Source organism: Streptomyces sp. HUAS 31 (assembly GCF_028198125.1).
Classification (GTDB): domain Bacteria; phylum Actinomycetota; class Actinomycetes; order Streptomycetales; family Streptomycetaceae; genus Streptomyces; species Streptomyces chartreusis.
The window spans coordinates 5,421,975-5,441,222 of the sequence record NZ_CP116353.1 but is presented as its reverse complement, the minus strand read 5'-3'; the positions used below and the strand labels follow the sequence as shown (position 1 = coordinate 5,441,222).

The following is a 19,248-nucleotide window of genomic DNA, read 5'->3' as shown; positions in this document are numbered from 1 at the left end:
AAGTCGCCGTCGATCCTAAGCCGTTTCCCGAGGACTTTGGACTACCCGGTCAGTGCTTTGCGGAGGCGATCCTCGTTCACGCGCCAGAAGGTGTGCTGGGCTCCGTCGACGAGGACGACGGGGATCTGTTCCCAGTACTGGTCGTGGAGTTGGGCGTCCTGGGTGATGTCCTTCCACTCCCAGGGAACCCCCAGCTCGCCGCAGATCCTCTCGACGACGCTCTGTGCGTCATCACACAGATGGCAGTCGGGTTTGCCGATGAGGGTGACCAGCCGGTCCCCGGGGGACTTGGCCGTGGCGCGACGGAAGAGGGGGCTCATGTCAGCCATTCTCGCGCGCCGGAGCCCGGATGACCGGCCGTCGCCCGACCACGCCGTTTAACTGCGCGGTCGCGGAGAGTTCACAGCCTTCAAACCTCTCGACTCCGGAAGCACCGAACAAACTGGCTATGCTCACGGTCATGGCCGCTCTTGGATGGCTCACTCCCCGTAGGCGCTCCGCCACGGCGCGGAGCGTGTTGGCTGGCGAGGCTTCGGCGGAGGCCGCGCGCAAGTCCTCGCAGGAGGCGACAGAGGTCTCGGAGTCCTCGGAGGCCGAGCCGGAGTTCCCGGTGCTCGGTGACGAGGAGGCCGCGGCCTTCTTCGACCTGGACAACACCGTGATGCAAGGCGCCGCCCTCTTCCACTTCGGTCGGGGCCTGTACAAGCGGAAGTTCTTCGAGACCCGCGACCTCGCGAAGTTCGCCTGGCAGCAGGCCTGGTTCAGGCTCGCAGGCGTCGAGGATCCGGAACACATGCAGGAGGCCCGCGACTCGGCGCTGTCGATCGTCAAGGGCCACCGCGTCGCCGAGCTCCAGTCGATCGGCGAGGAGATCTACGACGAGTACATGGCCGAGCGCATCTGGCCGGGCACCCGGGCCCTCGCACAGGCCCACCTGGACGCGGGCCAGAAGGTGTGGCTCGTCACGGCGGCCCCGGTGGAGATCGCCACTGTGATCGCCCGCCGTCTGGGCCTGACCGGCGCCCTGGGCACGGTGGCCGAATCAGTGGACGGCGTCTACACCGGCAAGCTGGTGGGCGAGCCGCTGCACGGCCCGGCGAAGGCGGAGGCGGTACGCGCGCTGGCCTTGGCGGAGGGCCTGGACCTCGCCCGCTGCGCGGCGTACAGCGACTCGCACAACGACATCCCGATGCTCTCCCTGGTCGGCCACCCCTACGCCATCAACCCGGACACCAAGCTCCGCAAACACGCCCGCCGCCTGGACTGGCGCCTGCGTGACTACCGCACCGGCCGGAAGGCGGCCAAGGTCGGCATCCCGGCCGCCGCCGGCGTCGGCGCCGTCGCCGGCGGCACGGCAGCGGCGATCGCCCTGCACCGCCGCCGCCGCTGAATGCGCCCGCACCGCCACTGAATCCGCCTGACCGAGGCCGCCGCCGGATCTGCCCGCGGCGGCCTCGTCGTGCTTTCGCACGACGGGCCACGCCCGAGCCGACCGGCCAATCGGCACCCCATACCCCCGTGACTCCCTGTCCAGTCCCCTTGGCTGCACACGGCCACAACACGCCCTGGAGTCAGCCCCAACACGGACGTAATCGATCAACAAACGGTCACTCTGCGGCACTTGATCGGGCGTCAATCGGTTACAGAAGAGACGCAATCGGTGATTTGAGCAACTGGGCGTAGCAGTGCCTGCACGAAGCGTTATTCTCCTCAGACGCAAACCGGTACCTCTCCGTCGCTACGACGGGTGAATGGTTCCGTACTGCACGTGATGGAAGCTCTGCCTCTGGGAGTCCCGTGTACCCACACGTCGGGGTTGACGCCTCGGGCCTGGCTACGCTGCGCGCAACGGTCCTGGACCTGTTGCGCGGCTTCGTCCCCACCGCGTACGCCGTCCCCGCCCTCGCCGTAACCGCCGCACCCGTAGGCCCGTGCTACGCGCTCGCCGACGGCGGCGCCGCAGTCGGCAGACGGGGGCGCTCGACCGGCGCGACGACCGCGCGCCGGCCCGCCGCGGACAGCGACAGCGCTCGAATGATGGATCTCGTCGAACGCGCGCAGGCCGGCGAGGCCGACGCGTTCGGCCGGCTCTACGACCAGTACAGCGACACCGTCTACCGCTACATCTACTACCGCGTCGGCGGGAAGGCCACCGCCGAGGACCTCACCAGTGAGACCTTTCTGCGGGCCCTGCGACGCATCGGCACCTTCACCTGGCAGGGCCGGGACTTCGGCGCCTGGCTCGTCACCATCGCCCGCAACCTGGTCGCCGACCACTTCAAGTCCAGCCGCTTCCGGCTGGAGGTGACCACCGGCGAGATGCTCGACGCCAACGAGGTCGAGCGCTCCCCCGAGGACTCCGTCCTGGAGTCCCTCTCCAACGCCGCCCTCCTGGAAGCCGTACGGCGGCTCAACCCCCAGCAGCAGGAGTGCGTCACCCTCCGCTTCCTCCAGGGCCTGTCCGTCGCCGAGACGGCCCGGGTCATGGGCAAGAACGAGGGCGCCATCAAGACTCTCCAGTACCGGGCCGTCCGCACCCTGGCCCGACTGCTGCCGGACGACGCGCGCTGAGCGTTTCACCGGTACCGATCCAGCACTCTCCGCAACCTTCAACTCACCCTCGGTGAAAGTCTGTTGACTTCGCGGTCCGTTCATCCGCAGTCCGTAACCCAAGTGCCAAGCCGCTCGTTGTGCGGGATGCAGGCTCCCTGTGGTCACTCCCTGGCCGACTTCGATCACTCGATCGTGTGCAAGTGGTCAGGGCGTGCAACCCTCAGGACCCCCTGGGGAGTCGACCGTCATCACGAGAGGAGGTGCCGCCAGTGATCGCGAACGTATCGGCACACCGGCGGGCGAACGCCTTCGCCCAGGCCCTGGACGAGCTGACCGACCGGGGTTCGGCGGCCGAACAGCCCGAGCAGCCCGATGGAACGGCACCGGCGGACGCTGCTGCGGAACACACCGAGCAGGGTCGCCTTCTGACCCTCACCGAGGGTCTCGGCGAGCTGCCAAAGCCCGAGCTCGACCCTGAGGTGAAGGTCGTCCAGCGGGCACAGCTCGTGGCCGCCATGGAGGCAATGCTCCGGGAGGGCACCACGGGCACCGAGGCAGGCCCGGCCCTGCCCGGGCAGCGTTCGGAACGGGGACGAGGGGCGCACCGGGCTTCCCCACTGGGCAAACTGCGGCCGCGCTCACGTCTCGCCAAGGGCCTCACCGCCGGCGGGCTCAGTGTCGGCGTCGCCGCCGGAGCCTTCGGCGGGGTGGCCGCCGCGAGCTCCGACGCCCTGCCGGGCGACTCGCTGTACGGCCTCAAGCGCGGCATCGAGGACTTCAAGCTCAATGTCCTGGCCGACGGCGAGGACGAGCGCGGGCGCAGCTACCTCGACCAGGCGTCCACCCGGCTGAGCGAGGCCCGGCGGCTGATGGAGCGCGACCGTGGCGGACAGCTCGACCACGAGTCGATGGCGGAGATCCGCCGCGCTCTGTACGGCATGCGGCACGACGCCTCCGAGGGCCACCGGCTGCTGCGCGAGGCCTATGAGCGCGACCCCGACTCGCTGGGCCCCATCCAGGCCCTGTCCGCCTTCTCCCGCTCGCACCGCGCGGTGTGGGGCAGCCTCCGCGAGCGGCTGCCCGTCCAGCTCGGGGACGTCGGCGACCAGGTGTCATCGGTGTTCGACGCCATAGACGAAGAGGTCGCCCCGCTGGAGTCCCTCCTGCCGGAGCAGCCGGCCCGGAGCGGCGAGGGCAAGCGGCACGGCGGTTCCGGATCGGCCTCCACCGGTACGTCCGGCTCCGACCGGTCGGCCCGGCCCAGCGCCGGCGGCAGCGGCTCCTCCGACGGCCATCGCTCCAGCCGTCCGAGCAACTCGGCGGACAGCTCCGGCAGCGAGGGCGAGGGCCTGCTCGGCGGAAACACCGGCGGCCTCCTCGACCCGCCGAAGGACACCGGCAGCTCGGGTTCGTCGTCCTCCACACCGACGCCCACCACCGAGCCCGCCGTCACCCTCCCACCCCTGCTCCCGGGCCTCCTGCCCGGCCTGGGCATCGAGGGCGAGGACGCGAACTAGGCCACCGCGAAATCGCCGACACGACGATGGGGGCGCCCCTCACACAGAGGGCGCCCCCATCGTCGTACAACCGTTTCTCCGCCCGACAGCGGGAGACTCAGGGCCGCCTCAGAAGAAGACCGACCTCCGCTGCACAAGCAGCTTGTACAGCGTGTGCTGGATCTGTTCTCTGACCTGGTCGGTCAGGTTGAACATCAGCATCGGGTCCTCGGCGGCCTCCGGCGGGTAGCCGTCCGTGGGGATCGGCTCGCCGAACTGGATCGTCCACTTCGTCGGCAGCGGGACCGCGCCGAGCGGGCCGAGCCACGGGAAGGTCGGCGTCAGCGGGAAGTACGGGAAGCCCAGGAGCCGGGCCAGCGTCTTCGCGTTGCCGATCATCGGGTAGATCTCCTCGGCCCCGACGATCGAGCACGGGATGATCGGCGTGCGCTTGCGCAGGGCCGTGGAGACGAAGCCGCCGCGGCCGAAGCGCTGCAGCTTGTAGCGCTCGCCGAAGGGCTTGCCGATGCCCTTGAAGCCCTCCGGCATCACCCCGACCAACTCCCCCTTCCCGAGCAGCCGCTCGGCGTCCTCCGCGCAGGCCAGGGTGTGGCCCAGCTTGCGTGCGAGTTCGTTGACCACCGGCAGGACGAAGACCAGGTCCGCCGCGAGCAGCCGCAGGTGCCGGCCCGCGGGGTGGTGGTCGTGCACGGCGACCTGCATCATCAGGCCGTCCAGCGGCACCGTGCCCGAGTGGTTGGCGACGATCAGCGCGCCGCCCTCGGCCGGGATGTTCTCGACGCCCTTCACCTCGACCCGGAAGTACTTCTCGTACACCGGGCGCAGCAGGGACATCAGGACCTGGTCGGTGAGCTCCTCGTCGTACCCGAAGTCGTCGACCTCGTAGTCCCCGGTGAGGCGGCGGCGCAGAAAGGCCAGGCCGCTCGCGATACGCCGCTCCAGGCCGCCGTCGTCCTGGGGCCTCGTCGGCGCAGGCTCTTCCTCGCGTGTCACAGGAACATCATCCTGCGCGATGGACCGTCCCGGGAGAGGCTGGACCTCGCGTACCAGCGCGGATTCACCGCTCTTGCGCCGGCTCCCCGCGCTCCGGCGCCGCGACGGCCGCTGAACGGCGCTCCCGCGGGACCGGTCGTCGTCGAACGGAATGACCTTGGCGTCCGCCATCGTTGATGCGCTCCTCAGTTGGCGCTCTGCGTCGGGAGGTGGCCGCCGCCCGGCAGGGGCAGCGCGGCGATCCGGTCGACGGCCCCCGCGAGGGCCTCCGGCGGCAGCAGACCCGGTCCGCGGCCGCGTGCGAACTCCGCGAAGGTCTCCGCCGTCGTGTACTTCGGCTTGAATCCGAGTGTCTCTCGCATCTGGTCCGTGGACACCACCCGGCCGTGGGTGAGCAACCGGATCTGCTCCGGCGAGAAGTCCGACATGCCCAGCGTACGCACCAGGGAGCCCGCCCAGGTGACCGCGGGGAGCAGGAGCGGCACGGTGGGCCGGCCCAGCCGCCGGGAGCACTGCGAGAGCAGCAGGACGCCGTCACCGGCGATGTTGAAGGTGCCGCTGTTGAGCGTGCCCCGCTCCGGCTCGTGCGAGGCGATGCGCAGCACCTCGATCACGTCGTCCTCGTGGACGAACTGGAGCCGCGGGTCGTAGCCGAACACGGTCGGCAGCACCGGCAGCGAGAAGTACGAGGCGAGCGGAGTGTCCGCGGAGGGGCCGAGGATGTTGGCGAACCGCAGCACGCACACGGCGACGTCCGGCCGCCGCCGCGCGAACCCGCGCACATAACCCTCGACCTCGACGGCGTCCTTGGCGAAGCCGCCGCTGGGCAGGGACTTGGGCGGGGTCGTCTCGGTGAAGACGGCCGGGTCGCGGGGCGCGGACCCGTAGACGTTCGTACTGGACTTCACCACGAGGCGCTTGACGGTGGGGGACTTCTGGCAGGCGCCGAGCAGCTGCATGGTCCCGATGACGTTGGTCTCCTTGACCGTGGTCCGGCTGCCGCTGCCCAGCGCGGTCCCGGTCACGTCCATGTGGACGACGGTGTCGGCGCCGCTCTCCGCCAGCACCCGCGCGATGGTGGGCTGCCGGATGTCGGCCTGGATGAAGTCGGCTCCGCCCAGATGGTGCTCGGGCGGGACGGCGTCCACGGCCACCACCCGGTCCACCTGGGGATCACGCTGGATCCGTCGTACGAAACGGCCCCCCAGTTGACGGGCCACTCCGGTCACGAGCACGACCTTGCCCAAGATCAGCGCCTTCCTTCCAGCACTCGTACCCCTGCCGAGTTCCCCGTGTGCGGCCAACTTAGCGGGTCGATGTTGCGCTGTGATGACCGCCCAATGCACGAAGTGACGATAATTCTCCGCATACCACCGGACGGGTCAGTCCTTTGTCCAGGCATACGCACAGAGTTCGGCCCTTCGCACATCGCCCCCGATACGCGTGTGGCCCCCCACCGGTGCGGTGGGGGGCCACAATCACGCTGCTTTCGCAGCGTCGCTCACTTCTTGTTGCGACGCTGAACGCGCGTGCGCTTGAGCAGCTTGCGGTGCTTCTTCTTGGCCATCCGCTTGCGCCGCTTCTTGATAACAGAGCCCACGACTACCCTCGCTCACTTCTCATCACTCGGTGTTTGGGCGCCATGGGCCCACACGACCTACGAGGGGCTAGCCTACCCGTCCGAGCGCTGAGGTCGTAATCGAGGAGGCGAGGGGGAATCCCGAAGTGCCCTGAGGATCCCCTCCCGCCCTCTGCCGTCAGGCGGTTTCCACCCCCACGTAGCTCTCGCGGAGGTATTCGTGAACCGCTTGCTCCGGGACGCGGAACGACCGCCCCACCCGGATCGCGGGCAGATGACCGCTGTGCACCAGCCGGTACACGGTCATCTTCGACACTCGCATCACCGAGGCGACTTCCGCCACGGTAAGGAACTGAACCTCGTTCAGAGGCCTCTCGCCAGCTGCAGCCATGACACACCTGAACCTTCCGCACTCGACGGCCACCGGCTTCCCCTTCCGGTGACTCTTCGTCGTTGCGTGCTCACTCCCCAATGTAGGGGCGGGTGATGCGAGTGGGGAAGAGGGGATGGCATCGGCGCCTTACTGTGACAGACACGCTCGATTGAGTACGTAGCGGGTAAGCGGTCGGTAGTAATCAGACCGCACAGCGTCATCAAGTGGAACGACGACGGACACGGACCCCTCCGCCTGCCCCACAAAGAGCGCGGGGTCATTCGTATCGGCCGGACCAATGGCCTCAAACCCCAGCTGACCTGCCCCGCAGACCCAGCCGTGGTCCCCGATCACCAGCTCCGGCATGGGGCCGCCGGCCTCCGCGGCGGCCGCCAGGGCCGTGCGAACCGGGAGGGGTGAATGCGTGTGTGCGCCGGGCTCACAACCGGGGCGAGAGGCGCCGGGTTCCCGCACCAGCGCGACTCCTCGTACGTAGGCAAGGTTGTACGTGCGTAGTCCGAACCGGGTCGTTATGTCGACACTGTGGCCATGCGCAGGGGTGAGAACGGCACATCCCGCCGCCGATAACGCGTCCGCCAAGGCGGCGTAGAAGCCGAGCAGTCGATGGGGGTGCCCGGTGCCGAGCAGGACAGGCGCTCTGCGCTGGGCGACTGCCGCGAGGCGTTCCGCAAAAGCATCCAGAGCGGTCAGAGTCAGCTCCGGATCGATCACATCCTGGCCAGAAATATGATGCGGATCGGCCGAAACCCCACACTTCTCCGCCATCAGCGCAATCAGCTCGCGCTGCCCCCAGACCCCCTCGGGATCGAGCCCGAGCAGCACCCGAGGATCGCGGGCCGCGAAGAGCCGGTAACTCCGCAGACTCTCCTCACGGGAAGTGGCCACGGGCCCGGCAAGCCGCGCAGCTAGAAGATGGGCGCGCAGGGCACCGGTACTCAACACGTCAGCGATCGTGACCGACGGAACGGACGAATGCCGACGGAACGGGGAAACAACGCACAGTTGGCGTAACGACACTGTGACAGCGGCCGCCGAGCGAGCCCAAAACCACCCGCAATGGCCGGAAGAGACCCCTGATCGCACAACACGGCTGCGGCGAAGCCCAGTTGGCCGGCGTCACCCGCGCACCGGACGCCGCACACGTCGAGCGCCGGCTCAGCTCCTCACCCCGCCGGTGTCACCGCCAAGCGGGCGCCGCTACGGCAGCAGGCCCCGCAGCGGGAACACCGCCCGTCGGGCCGCCAGTACAGCCTGATCCAGGCGGTCCCCGGGGTCGTACCCCGACTCCCAGTCCGCCCAGGACACCGGCCACCGGCCGTCGGTCATCCGCATCGGCGCCAGCTGCCGCGTGCGCGCGAAGACCTCCTGCCGCCAGCTCTCCGGGATCATCGCCTCCGGCTCGACCGGCCGGCCCGCGGCGATGGCCACGAGGTGCGTCCAGGACCGCGGCACGACCTCCACCACGGCGTATCCGCCACCGCCCAGGGCGACCCACCTGCCGTCGGCGTACTCGTGCGCCAGGTCGTGACACGCCACCTGCACGGCCCGCTGCGCATCCAGCGACACCGCCAGATGCGCCAGCGGGTCCTCGAAGTGGGTGTCGGCACCGTGCTGCGTCACCAGCACCTGCGGCCGGAACTCGGCCAGCAGCTCCGGCACCACGGAATGGAACGCCCGCACCCACCCGGCGTCCCCGGTACCGGCCGGCAGAGCCACGTTCACCGCCGCGCCCTCCGCGCCCGGCGCCCCGGTCTCCTCGGGCCACCCGGTCTGCGGGAACAGGGTGCGGGGGTGCTCGTGCAGCGAGATCGTCAGTACCCGGGGGTCGTCCCAGAACGCGGCCTGGACCCCGTCACCGTGGTGCACGTCGACGTCGACGTACGCGACCCGCTCGGCCCCCAGTTCCAGGAGCCGCGCGATGGCCAGCGAGGCGTCGTTGTAGATGCAGAAGCCCGAGGCGCCGCCCGGCATCGCGTGATGCAACCCGCCCGCGAAGTTCACCGCGTGCAGCGCCTCCCCGCGCCACACCGCCTCCGCCGCCCCCACCGACTGCCCGGCGATCAGCGCCGACACGTCGTGCATCCCGGCGAACGCGGGATCGTCCAACGTCCCGAGCCCGTACGACATGTCAGCCGCCCCCGGCTCGACCGACGCCGCCTTCACGGCCTCGATGTAGTCCTCGCGGTGGACCAGCCGCAGCGTCGACTCCCCGGCGGGCTTGGCCGCGACGACCTCCACCTCCCGGTCGAGCCCGAAGGCATCGACGAGCCTCCGGGTCAGGGCAAGCCGGACCGGATCCATCGGATGCTGCTGACCGAAGTCATAGCCCGTTACTGCCTCGTCCCACATCAGCTGTGCGCGGCCGCTCATGCCCGTCACCGTATCGGTCCGGTTGAGCGGCGAACGAACGGGCGTACCCGAGCGTCACCAGCACCAACACCATCGGCACGAGCATCGCCCCGCGATAGCTCCACGCGTCGCCCAGCGCCCCCACCAACGGCGACCCGATCAAAAAGCCCACGTAGTTGAAGACATTGAGTCGCGCGACGGCCACATCCGAAGCCCCCGGGAACAGCCGCCCGGCCGCCGCGAAGGTCTGCGGCACCAGCACGCACAACCCCACCCCGACCAGCGTGAACCCCAGCATCCCGACCCAGGCCCCCGGCGCCGAAGCCACCACCGCGAACCCGGCCGCCGCCACCAGCGCCCCGCCCCGCACGACCACGACGGCCCCGAACCGCCGCACCCCGAAGTCCCCGATGGCCCGCCCCACCAGCGTGGTCACCATGTAGACGTTGTACGGCACGGTCGCCAGTTGCTCCGAACTGCCCAGCACGTCCTGGAGGTACTTCGCGCTCCAGTTGGAGACCGTCGAGTCCCCGATGTACGCGAACGTCATCACCAGACACAGCGGCAACAGCACCTTGAACACGACGGGCCCACGCTCACCCGCGGCCTCCGGCACGACCTCGTCCCCGCCGCCCCCGTCGACGTACCACCGGCTCCCCACCAACGCGACCGGCAACAGCACCACCACGACCGGCAGATACGACACGAACAGCGCCAGATCCCAGTGCGCCCCCACCCACGCCAGCGAGGCCCCGACGATCCCGCCCAGGCTGTACGCCGCGTGGAAGCTCAGCATGATGCTGCGCCCGTACGCCCGCTGGAGGCTCACCCCGAGCATGTTCATCGAGGCGTCCAACGCCCCAACGGCCAGCCCGAACGCGGCCAGCGCCACGCCCAGCTCGACCATCCGCTCCCCCGCGCCGACCCCGAGCAGCGCCAGCAGCACGACGGGCTGGGACCAGCGCAGCACCCGGCTGGGCGGTATTCGCTTCACCAGCCGCTCGGTGGCGACACTGCCGACACCGGCGAGGATCGGCACGGCCGCAAGGAAGGCCGGCAGCAACGCGTCGGAGACGCCGTACCGGTCCTGGATGGCCGGAATACGCGTCACCAGCAGGGCAAAGGCAACACCCTGAGCGAAGAAGCTCAACGCCAACGAGGCCCTACCGCGCCGCAGCACATCAGTCATGGCGGCGAGCGTAGAGCCCCGTTGTACCGGTGGGTAGATCCAGCCAAAGATGAATTTCCCTCAGCTTTACTTGGCGGGCGCGAGATCGGCGGGCGCCAGCTCGGCGCGGACGAGCTCACGGGCCCCGGCGACCTCACCGGCCCGACGCCCCTCCCCCGCCTCCGACTTGGCCTCCGCGACGACCATGGCAGCCATCGGACCGGCACCCAGCGCACCGCCGACCACGAAACCCAGAGCCATCGCGACGACCATGATCACATTGCCGGCCCACACCATCGTGTCCACCGGCAGGGTGTACGCCCCCACGACCCTCACCACACACTCCGAGAGCAGTACGACACCCCACACCAGCGAGAACATCCGCTCGGCCCGCCGGAACCGCGCCGACCCGGCGTGCAGCCGAGCCCAGGCGGCCTCCCGACCGGCGTCCCCCTTCACCACCCAGGGCTTCATACCGGCGGTCATCATCGGCTTGCCCAGCACCACGGAGACGATGATCCCGATGCCGATGGTGCTGCTGACGGCACTGTCCTTGGCGATCATCAGCCGCGGGTCCCCGGCCACGAAGCTCAACAGCAGCGACACGACGTTCACGAACAGGATGAGCGCCGCCATCCCGTTCACCTCACGTGACTTCAGCACGCCCCACCCGGTCCGCACGGCCGGCACGATGCTGCTCAGCGCCAGCGCCATCAGGGTGCTCGTCCCAAAACCGTTCTTCAGGAGGTAGTACGCCCCGATGGGCACCGCGACATCGATGAGCAGCGGCGCGAAGTTCCGCAGCACGCTGCGACGGTTGGTGCTGTTTCCCTTGGTGGTCCCCGTGTTCGTCATGCCCTCAGCTTCGCGTCCGGCACAGGGTCCCCGGTAGAAACGATCGTCCAGCCCTCTGCATGACAAATGTCAGCCCCGCGCCACCGCCTCGTATCACACGAGCAGGTCAGCCAACTCGCGCATGTCGGAGAAGAGTTGCGTCGCCCCGGCCAGCCTCGCGGCCGGAGTCATGGCGGTGAACCCATAGACGTCCATCCCTGCCGCTACGGCCGCCCGCACCCCCAGCGGACTGTCCTCGACGACGAGACACCGCGCCGGCGCGACCCCCATCCGCTCGGCGGCGTGCAGGAACAGATCCGGCGCCGGCTTCCCCCGACCCACATCCTGCGAGCTGAAGACCCGTCCCTCGTCGAAGTACCGGTCGAGCCCCGTCGTCCGATGCCCCACCCGAATCCGCTCATGGCTCCCGGAGGACGCGACACAGTACGGCACCCCGTCCGCGCCGAGCTTCTCCAGCACGTCCACCGCACCGGGCACGGCCTTCAACTCCCGCTCGAACGCGGCGAACACCCTCGCATGGAACACGTCGTCAAAGTCCTCGGGCAGCCGCTCCCCGGTCCGCTCCAGCACCAGGTCGTGAATCCTGTGCATCGCCGAGCCCATGTAGTCCCGAATGGAGTCCTCGTACGACGTCGGGTGCCCCAGTTCCGTGAGGTACGCGGCGAGAAGCCGATTGGAAATGGGCTCGCTGTCGACGAGCACGCCGTCATTGTCGAAGATCACCAGGTCATAGCGCATAGGTTTGAGCTTAAACGCAGAAAGGCCCACGCCATACGGCGTGGGCCTTTCCTAAAATTTGTTCGGCGGCGTCCTACTCTCCCACAGGGTCCCCCCTGCAGTACCATCGGCGCTGTAAGGCTTAGCTTCCGGGTTCGGAATGTAACCGGGCGTTTCCCTCACGCTATAACCACCGAAACACTATGAAACTGTCAGCCGCACCGCATGTGGCCATACGGGGCTGTTCGTGGTTTCAGAACCAACACAGTGGACGCGAGCAACTGAGGACAAGCCCTCGGCCTATTAGTACCGGTCACCTCCACACGTTACCGTGCTTCCAGATCCGGCCTATCAACCCAGTCGTCTACTGGGAGCCTTACCCCATCAAGTGGGTGGGAATACTCATCTCGAAGCAGGCTTCCCGCTTAGATGCTTTCAGCGGTTATCCCTCCCGAACGTAGCCAACCAGCCATGCCCTTGGCAGAACAACTGGCACACCAGAGGTTCGTCCGTCCCGGTCCTCTCGTACTAGGGACAGCCCTTCTCAATATTCCTGCGCGCGCAGCGGATAGGGACCGAACTGTCTCACGACGTTCTAAACCCAGCTCGCGTACCGCTTTAATGGGCGAACAGCCCAACCCTTGGGACCGACTCCAGCCCCAGGATGCGACGAGCCGACATCGAGGTGCCAAACCATCCCGTCGATATGGACTCTTGGGGAAGATCAGCCTGTTATCCCCGGGGTACCTTTTATCCGTTGAGCGACGGCGCTTCCACAAGCCACCGCCGGATCACTAGTCCCGACTTTCGTCCCTGCTCGACCCGTCGGTCTCACAGTCAAGCTCCCTTGTGCACTTACACTCAACACCTGATTGCCAACCAGGCTGAGGGAACCTTTGGGCGCCTCCGTTACTCTTTAGGAGGCAACCGCCCCAGTTAAACTACCCATCAGACACTGTCCCTGATCCGGATCACGGACCCAGGTTAGACATCCAGCACGACCAGACTGGTATTTCAACGACGACTCCCCCTGAACTGGCGTCCAGAGTTCACAGTCTCCCAGCTATCCTACACAAGCCGAACCGAACACCAATATCAAACTGTAGTAAAGGTCCCGGGGTCTTTCCGTCCTGCTGCGCGAAACGAGCATCTTTACTCGTAGTGCAATTTCACCGGGCCTATGGTTGAGACAGTCGAGAAGTCGTTACGCCATTCGTGCAGGTCGGAACTTACCCGACAAGGAATTTCGCTACCTTAGGATGGTTATAGTTACCACCGCCGTTTACTGGCGCTTAAGTTCTCAGCTTCGCCCAGACGAATCTGAGCTAACCGGTCCCCTTAACGTTCCAGCACCGGGCAGGCGTCAGTCCGTATACATCGCCTTACGGCTTCGCACGGACCTGTGTTTTTAGTAAACAGTCGCTTCTCGCTGGTCTCTGCGGCCACCCCCAGCTCGGAGAGCAAGTCTCCTCACCAGACGTGGCCCCCCTTCTCCCGAAGTTACGGGGGCATTTTGCCGAGTTCCTTAACCATAGTTCACCCGAACGCCTCGGTATTCTCTACCTGACCACCTGAGTCGGTTTAGGGTACGGGCCGCCATGAAACTCGCTAGAGGCTTTTCTCGACAGCATAGGATCATCCACTTCACCACAATCGGCTCGGCATCAGGTCTCACCCTGTATGAGTGGCGGATTTGCCTACCACTCGGGCTACACCCTTACCCCGGGACAACCACCGCCCGGGATGGACTACCTTCCTGCGTCACCCCATCACTCACCTACTACCAGCTCGGGTCACCGGCTCCACCACTCCGACCTCGTCCGAAGACTCAGCCGGCGGCTTCACGGGCTTAGCATCACTGGATTCGATGTTTGACGCTTCACAGCGGGTACCGGAATATCAACCGGTTATCCATCGACTACGCCTGTCGGCCTCGCCTTAGGTCCCGACTTACCCTGGGCAGATCAGCTTGACCCAGGAACCCTTAGTCAATCGGCGCACACGTTTCTCACGTGTGAATCGCTACTCATGCCTGCATTCTCACTCGTGAACCGTCCACCACTGCCTTCCGGCGCGGCTTCACCCGGCACACGACGCTCCCCTACCCATCCATACGGGCGTTGGCCCTGTTGTATGAATGACACGACTTCGGCGGTACGCTTGAGCCCCGCTACATTGTCGGCGCGGAATCACTAGACCAGTGAGCTATTACGCACTCTTTCAAGGGTGGCTGCTTCTAAGCCAACCTCCTGGTTGTCTCTGCGACTCCACATCCTTTCCCACTTAGCGTACGCTTAGGGGCCTTAGTCGATGCTCTGGGCTGTTTCCCTCTCGACCATGGAGCTTATCCCCCACAGTCTCACTGCCGCGCTCTCACTTACCGGCATTCGGAGTTTGGCTAAGGTCAGTAACCCGGTAGGGCCCATCGCCTATCCAGTGCTCTACCTCCGGCAAGAAACACACGACGCTGCACCTAAATGCATTTCGGGGAGAACCAGCTATCACGGAGTTTGATTGGCCTTTCACCCCTAACCACAGGTCATCCCCCAGGTTTTCAACCCTGGTGGGTTCGGTCCTCCACGAAGTCTTACCTCCGCTTCAACCTGCCCATGGCTAGATCACTCCGCTTCGGGTCTTGAGCGCGCTACTAAACCGCCCTATTCGGACTCGCTTTCGCTACGGCTTCCCCACACGGGTTAACCTCGCAACACACCGCAAACTCGCAGGCTCATTCTTCAAAAGGCACGCAGTCACGAGACATCAAGTAAACTTGACGTCCGACGCTCCCACGGCTTGTAGGCACACGGTTTCAGGTACTATTTCACTCCCCTCCCGGGGTACTTTTCACCATTCCCTCACGGTACTATCCGCTATCGGTCACCAGGGAATATTTAGGCTTAGCGGGTGGTCCCGCCAGATTCACACGGGATTTCTCGGGCCCCGTGCTACTTGGGTGTCTCTCAAACGAGCCGCTGACGTTTCGACTACGGGGGTCTTACCCTCTACGCCGGACCTTTCGCATGTCCTTCGCCTACATCAACGGTTTCTGACTCGTCTCACAGCCGGCAGACTGTAAAAGAGAGATCCCACAACCCCGCATACGCAACCCCTGCCGGGTCTCACACGTATACGGTTTGGCCTCATCCAGTTTCGCTCGCCACTACTCCCGGAATCACGGTTGTTTTCTCTTCCTGCGGGTACTGAGATGTTTCACTTCCCCGCGTTCCCTCCACTTGCCCTATGTGTTCAGACAAGGGTGACAGCCCATGACGACTGCCGGGTTTCCCCATTCGGAAACCCCCGGATCAAAGCCTGGTTGACGACTCCCCGGGGACTATCGTGGCCTCCCACGTCCTTCATCGGTTCCTGGTGCCAAGGCATCCACCGTGCGCCCTTAAAAACTTGGCCACAGATGCTCGCGTCCACTGTGCAGTTCTCAAACAACGACCAGCCACCCATCACCCCGCACCGAAGCACGAGTTCACTGGGGCCAGCACCTGAAGGCAGCCTGACCGGCCGTACCTTCAGACACCCAACAGCGTGCCCGGCCGGACCCTGTCCGGAGATCATGCGTTCCACGCTCCGAAGAGCAGTACTGGCAAGCCTCCGACCCAGAAGATCGGCCGAATAATCAACGTTCCACCCATGAGCTGACCACCGTCGATCGTTTGCCGACGTAGTGGCTCTGGACCACCAAGCAAGCTTGGCGGCCTAGATGCTCCTTAGAAAGGAGGTGATCCAGCCGCACCTTCCGGTACGGCTACCTTGTTACGACTTCGTCCCAATCGCCAGTCCCACCTTCGACAGCTCCCTCCCACAAGGGGTTGGGCCACCGGCTTCGGGTGTTACCGACTTTCGTGACGTGACGGGCGGTGTGTACAAGGCCCGGGAACGTATTCACCGCAGCAATGCTGATCTGCGATTACTAGCAACTCCGACTTCATGGGGTCGAGTTGCAGACCCCAATCCGAACTGAGACAGGCTTTTTGAGATTCGCTCCACCTCACGGTATCGCAGCTCATTGTACCTGCCATTGTAGCACGTGTGCAGCCCAAGACATAAGGGGCATGATGACTTGACGTCGTCCCCACCTTCCTCCGAGTTGACCCCGGCGGTCTCCTGTGAGTCCCCATCACCCCGAAGGGCATGCTGGCAACACAGAACAAGGGTTGCGCTCGTTGCGGGACTTAACCCAACATCTCACGACACGAGCTGACGACAGCCATGCACCACCTGTACACCGACCACAAGGGGGCGCCTGTCTCCAGACGTTTCCGGTGTATGTCAAGCCTTGGTAAGGTTCTTCGCGTTGCGTCGAATTAAGCCACATGCTCCGCTGCTTGTGCGGGCCCCCGTCAATTCCTTTGAGTTTTAGCCTTGCGGCCGTACTCCCCAGGCGGGGAACTTAATGCGTTAGCTGCGGCACCGACGACGTGGAATGTCGCCAACACCTAGTTCCCACCGTTTACGGCGTGGACTACCAGGGTATCTAATCCTGTTCGCTCCCCACGCTTTCGCTCCTCAGCGTCAGTAATGGCCCAGAGATCCGCCTTCGCCACCGGTGTTCCTCCTGATATCTGCGCATTTCACCGCTACACCAGGAATTCCGATCTCCCCTACCACACTCTAGCTAGCCCGTATCGAATGCAGACCCGGGGTTAAGCCCCGGGCTTTCACACCCGACGTGACAAGCCGCCTACGAGCTCTTTACGCCCAATAATTCCGGACAACGCTTGCGCCCTACGTATTACCGCGGCTGCTGGCACGTAGTTAGCCGGCGCTTCTTCTGCAGGTACCGTCACTTTCGCTTCTTCCCTGCTGAAAGAGGTTTACAACCCGAAGGCCGTCATCCCTCACGCGGCGTCGCTGCATCAGGCTTTCGCCCATTGTGCAATATTCCCCACTGCTGCCTCCCGTAGGAGTCTGGGCCGTGTCTCAGTCCCAGTGTGGCCGGTCGCCCTCTCAGGCCGGCTACCCGTCGTCGCCTTGGTGAGCCATTACCTCACCAACAAGCTGATAGGCCGCGGGCTCATCCTTCACCGCCGGAGCTTTTAACCCCCGTCCAGGAGGACAGGAGTGTTATCCGGTATTAGACCCCGTTTCCAGGGCTTGTCCCAGAGTGAAGGGCAGATTGCCCACGTGTTACTCACCCGTTCGCCACTAATCCCCACCGAAGTGGTTCATCGTTCGACTTGCATGTGTTAAGCACGCCGCCAGCGTTCGTCCTGAGCCAGGATCAAACTCTCCGTGAATGTTTACCGGTAATCCGGTGCACACACACGAGAGCGGAACCAGGAGAGGAATAATCTCCCGGTTCACAGCGTCCTCGCTGTGTTATTTCAAAGGAACCTCGCCCCAACCTGACGGTCGGAGACGGGGTATCAACATATCTGGCGTTGATTTTTGGCACGCTGTTGAGTTCTCAAGGAACGGACGCTTCCTTTGTACTCACCCTCTCGGGCTTTCCTCCGGGCTTTTCCCTTCGGTCTTGCGTTTCCGACTCTATCAGATCTTTCCGATCCGATTTCCTCGGCGCTTTCCAGGTTCTCGCTTTCGCGTTTCCCTTTCCGGCGGTTCCGACTTTATCAGATCCTTTCGGGTCTGACTCCCAGTCAGCGGGGCTTGTCTTCCCGGCCGTTGGGCCGTTCCGACGAGTGAGACTTTAGCGGATTCCTCGCTCCCGAGCTAATCGGGGGCTGCACCCTGTCGGGCGCGGATTCCTCATTCCTTAAATACGCATACCAATGAAACGACGGCAGACAGATCGGCTGTCGTCGAGTAGTGGTTGGTACTTGCGGAGTGGCTGTCCGGGGACCGACCGGAGTCGGCGCTCACGTCGGACAACTCGGAGAACACTACGTACCGGGTCTGGGCGTGTCAACTTCACTCCGCGTGGCACCCCGGGGGCGTAGTGTGGGGCGCATGACTACGCGTACGTGTACCCAGCTGTGGTGGGCCGCCTGACGGCGGCCGCGCTCACGTACGCACTCAACGGCCGCCGCCTCGGCGGCCGTTTTCGTATCTCCCTCCAGAGGGTCGGCCGGCCGGGGACGGCGGTCTCGACCAGGAGGTGGAGAAGAGATGACGCGAGTCTTCAGTGGGGTCAAGCCGACCGGGCATCTGACGCTGGGGAACTACCTGGGGGCCATGCGGCGGTGGGCGACCCTCGATCAGCACCAGGCCGACGCGCTGTTCTGCATCGTCGATCTGCACGCGCTGACCGTGGATCACGATCCAGCGCGGGTGCGCAGGCTCAGTCGGCAGGCGGCGACGTTGTTGCTGGCGTCGGGGCTGGATCCGGAGCTGTGCACCGTCTTCGTACAGAGTCATGTGGATGAGCACGCGCGGCTGTCGTACGTCCTGGAGTGCGTGGCCACGGACGGCGAGATGAGGCGGATGATCCAGTACAAGGAGAAGGCGGCGCGGGAGCGGGTGCGGGGCGGGAGTGTGCGGCTGTCGCTGCTGACGTATCCCGTGCTGATGGCGGCGGACATCCTGGCTTACGGGACCGACGAGGTGCCGGTCGGGGACGACCAGACGCAACATGTGGAGCTCGCGCGGGATCTCGCGGCGCGGTTCAACGACCGGTACGGACATACGTTCGTGGTGCCTCGGGCCACTTCGCCGCAGGTCGCGGCTCGGGTCATGAACTTGCAGGATCCGGTGTCGAAGATGGGCAAGAGCGATGACTCCGGGCCGGGGATCGTCTATCTGCTGGACGAGCCGGACGTGGTGCGGCGGAAGGTCATGCGGGCCGTGACCGACAGCGGGCGGGAGGTCGTGTACGACCGGGAGGCGCAGCCGGGTCTGGCAAATCTGCTGGAGATCCTCGCGGCGTGCACGGGTGGGAACCCATCGGAGCTGAGCGGTGTATATGAATCGTACGGATCCTTGAAGAACGACACCGCCGAGGCCGTGATCGGGGTCCTCAAGCCCGTACAGGACAAGCACAGGGAGCTGTGCACGGATCCTGGTTATGTGGAGGGGGTGCTGCGGGATGGTGCGGAGCGCGCGCGGGCGATGGCTCGGCCGACCGTGGATGCCGCGTATCGGGCGATCGGACTCCTGCCGGCGGCTGTGCCCGCGACCGCCGATACCGGGGTGACCGTATAGAGGGGTGCGC

General features: G+C 65.7%; 14 protein-coding genes and 3 rRNA genes. 4 read left to right on the top strand and 13 right to left on the bottom strand.

Translation table 11 applies throughout. The features are described from left to right. Positions 1-41: 41 nt before the first annotated feature. Positions 42-329: a glutaredoxin family protein gene (locus PGH47_RS24300; protein ID WP_269642374.1), complete on the bottom strand. Its 288-nt coding sequence runs from the start codon at positions 327-329 to the stop codon at positions 42-44. 131 nt (positions 330-460) lie between these two features. On the opposite strand from PGH47_RS24300, the gene PGH47_RS24295 reads away from it, so the two are divergent. From PGH47_RS24295 to PGH47_RS24285, 3 genes are all read left to right on the top strand, one after another. Beyond that, complete coding sequence (locus PGH47_RS24295; RefSeq protein ID WP_271665201.1) at positions 461-1,390, top strand: HAD family hydrolase; 930 nt, start codon at positions 461-463, stop codon at positions 1,388-1,390. A 407-nt stretch (positions 1,391-1,797) separates the two neighbouring features. Further along, positions 1,798-2,571, top strand: coding sequence for an ECF subfamily RNA polymerase sigma factor, BldN family (locus PGH47_RS24290; RefSeq protein WP_107904440.1), 774 nt, complete (start codon positions 1,798-1,800; stop codon positions 2,569-2,571). A gap of 251 nt (positions 2,572-2,822) precedes the next feature. Continuing rightward, positions 2,823-4,070: a DUF5667 domain-containing protein gene (locus PGH47_RS24285; protein WP_271665200.1), complete on the top strand. Its 1,248-nt coding sequence runs from the start codon at positions 2,823-2,825 to the stop codon at positions 4,068-4,070. A gap of 108 nt (positions 4,071-4,178) precedes the next feature. Here PGH47_RS24285 and PGH47_RS24280 read toward each other — a convergent pair whose 3' ends face one another. The 12 genes from PGH47_RS24280 to PGH47_RS24225 all read right to left on the bottom strand — a co-directional run bounded on the left by PGH47_RS24280 (position 4,179) and on the right by PGH47_RS24225 (position 17,377). Beyond that, positions 4,179-5,234 (bottom strand): lysophospholipid acyltransferase family protein, encoded by a 1,056-nt coding sequence (locus PGH47_RS24280; protein WP_107904444.1) that lies wholly within the window; start codon positions 5,232-5,234, stop codon positions 4,179-4,181. Between the two features lie 14 nt (positions 5,235-5,248). After that, entirely contained in the window at positions 5,249-6,310 is a 1,062-nt protein-coding gene (locus tag PGH47_RS24275) for an NAD-dependent epimerase/dehydratase family protein (RefSeq protein ID WP_271665199.1), read from the bottom strand. Between the two features lie 254 nt (positions 6,311-6,564). Continuing rightward, on the bottom strand, positions 6,565-6,663 hold the full coding sequence (locus PGH47_RS24270; RefSeq protein WP_003948845.1) for a 30S ribosomal protein bS22: 99 nt from the start codon (positions 6,661-6,663) through the stop codon (positions 6,565-6,567). 157 nt (positions 6,664-6,820) lie between these two features. After that, positions 6,821-7,033: a helix-turn-helix domain-containing protein gene (locus PGH47_RS24265; protein WP_004984898.1), complete on the bottom strand. Its 213-nt coding sequence runs from the start codon at positions 7,031-7,033 to the stop codon at positions 6,821-6,823. A 129-nt stretch (positions 7,034-7,162) separates the two neighbouring features. Then, positions 7,163-7,978, bottom strand: coding sequence for a phosphatase (locus PGH47_RS24260; RefSeq protein WP_271665198.1), 816 nt, complete (start codon positions 7,976-7,978; stop codon positions 7,163-7,165). Positions 7,979-8,233: 255 nt separating this feature from the next. Further along, the gene (locus PGH47_RS24255; RefSeq protein WP_271665197.1) at positions 8,234-9,406 is read right to left on the bottom strand and encodes an acetoin utilization protein AcuC; all 1,173 of its coding nucleotides are present in this window, start codon (positions 9,404-9,406) and stop codon (positions 8,234-8,236) included. Continuing rightward, positions 9,357-10,574: an MFS transporter gene (locus PGH47_RS24250; protein WP_271665196.1), complete on the bottom strand. Its 1,218-nt coding sequence runs from the start codon at positions 10,572-10,574 to the stop codon at positions 9,357-9,359. The genes PGH47_RS24255 and PGH47_RS24250 overlap by 50 nt, the downstream gene beginning before the upstream one ends. A 66-nt stretch (positions 10,575-10,640) precedes the next feature. Beyond that, positions 10,641-11,408 (bottom strand): VC0807 family protein, encoded by a 768-nt coding sequence (locus PGH47_RS24245; RefSeq protein ID WP_271665195.1) that lies wholly within the window; start codon positions 11,406-11,408, stop codon positions 10,641-10,643. Between the two features lie 93 nt (positions 11,409-11,501). Continuing rightward, a complete protein-coding gene (locus tag PGH47_RS24240; RefSeq protein WP_271668138.1) occupies positions 11,502-12,146 on the bottom strand; it encodes an HAD family hydrolase in 645 nt (214 codons plus the stop codon). A gap of 60 nt (positions 12,147-12,206) precedes the next feature. Beyond that, positions 12,207-12,323, bottom strand: a 5S ribosomal RNA gene (rrf, locus tag PGH47_RS24235). Positions 12,324-12,408: 85 nt separating this feature from the next. After that, positions 12,409-15,533 (bottom strand): 23S ribosomal RNA (locus tag PGH47_RS24230). A 318-nt stretch (positions 15,534-15,851) separates the two neighbouring features. Continuing rightward, a 16S ribosomal RNA gene (locus tag PGH47_RS24225) occupies positions 15,852-17,377 on the bottom strand. Together the 16S, 23S and 5S rRNA genes form the textbook arrangement of a ribosomal RNA operon. Before the next feature lie 829 nt (positions 17,378-18,206). Between PGH47_RS24225 and trpS the strand changes: the two genes are divergently transcribed. Then, complete coding sequence (gene trpS, locus PGH47_RS24220) at positions 18,207-19,238, top strand: tryptophan--tRNA ligase (protein ID WP_271665194.1); 1,032 nt, start codon at positions 18,207-18,209, stop codon at positions 19,236-19,238. Positions 19,239-19,248 lie beyond the last annotated feature (10 nt).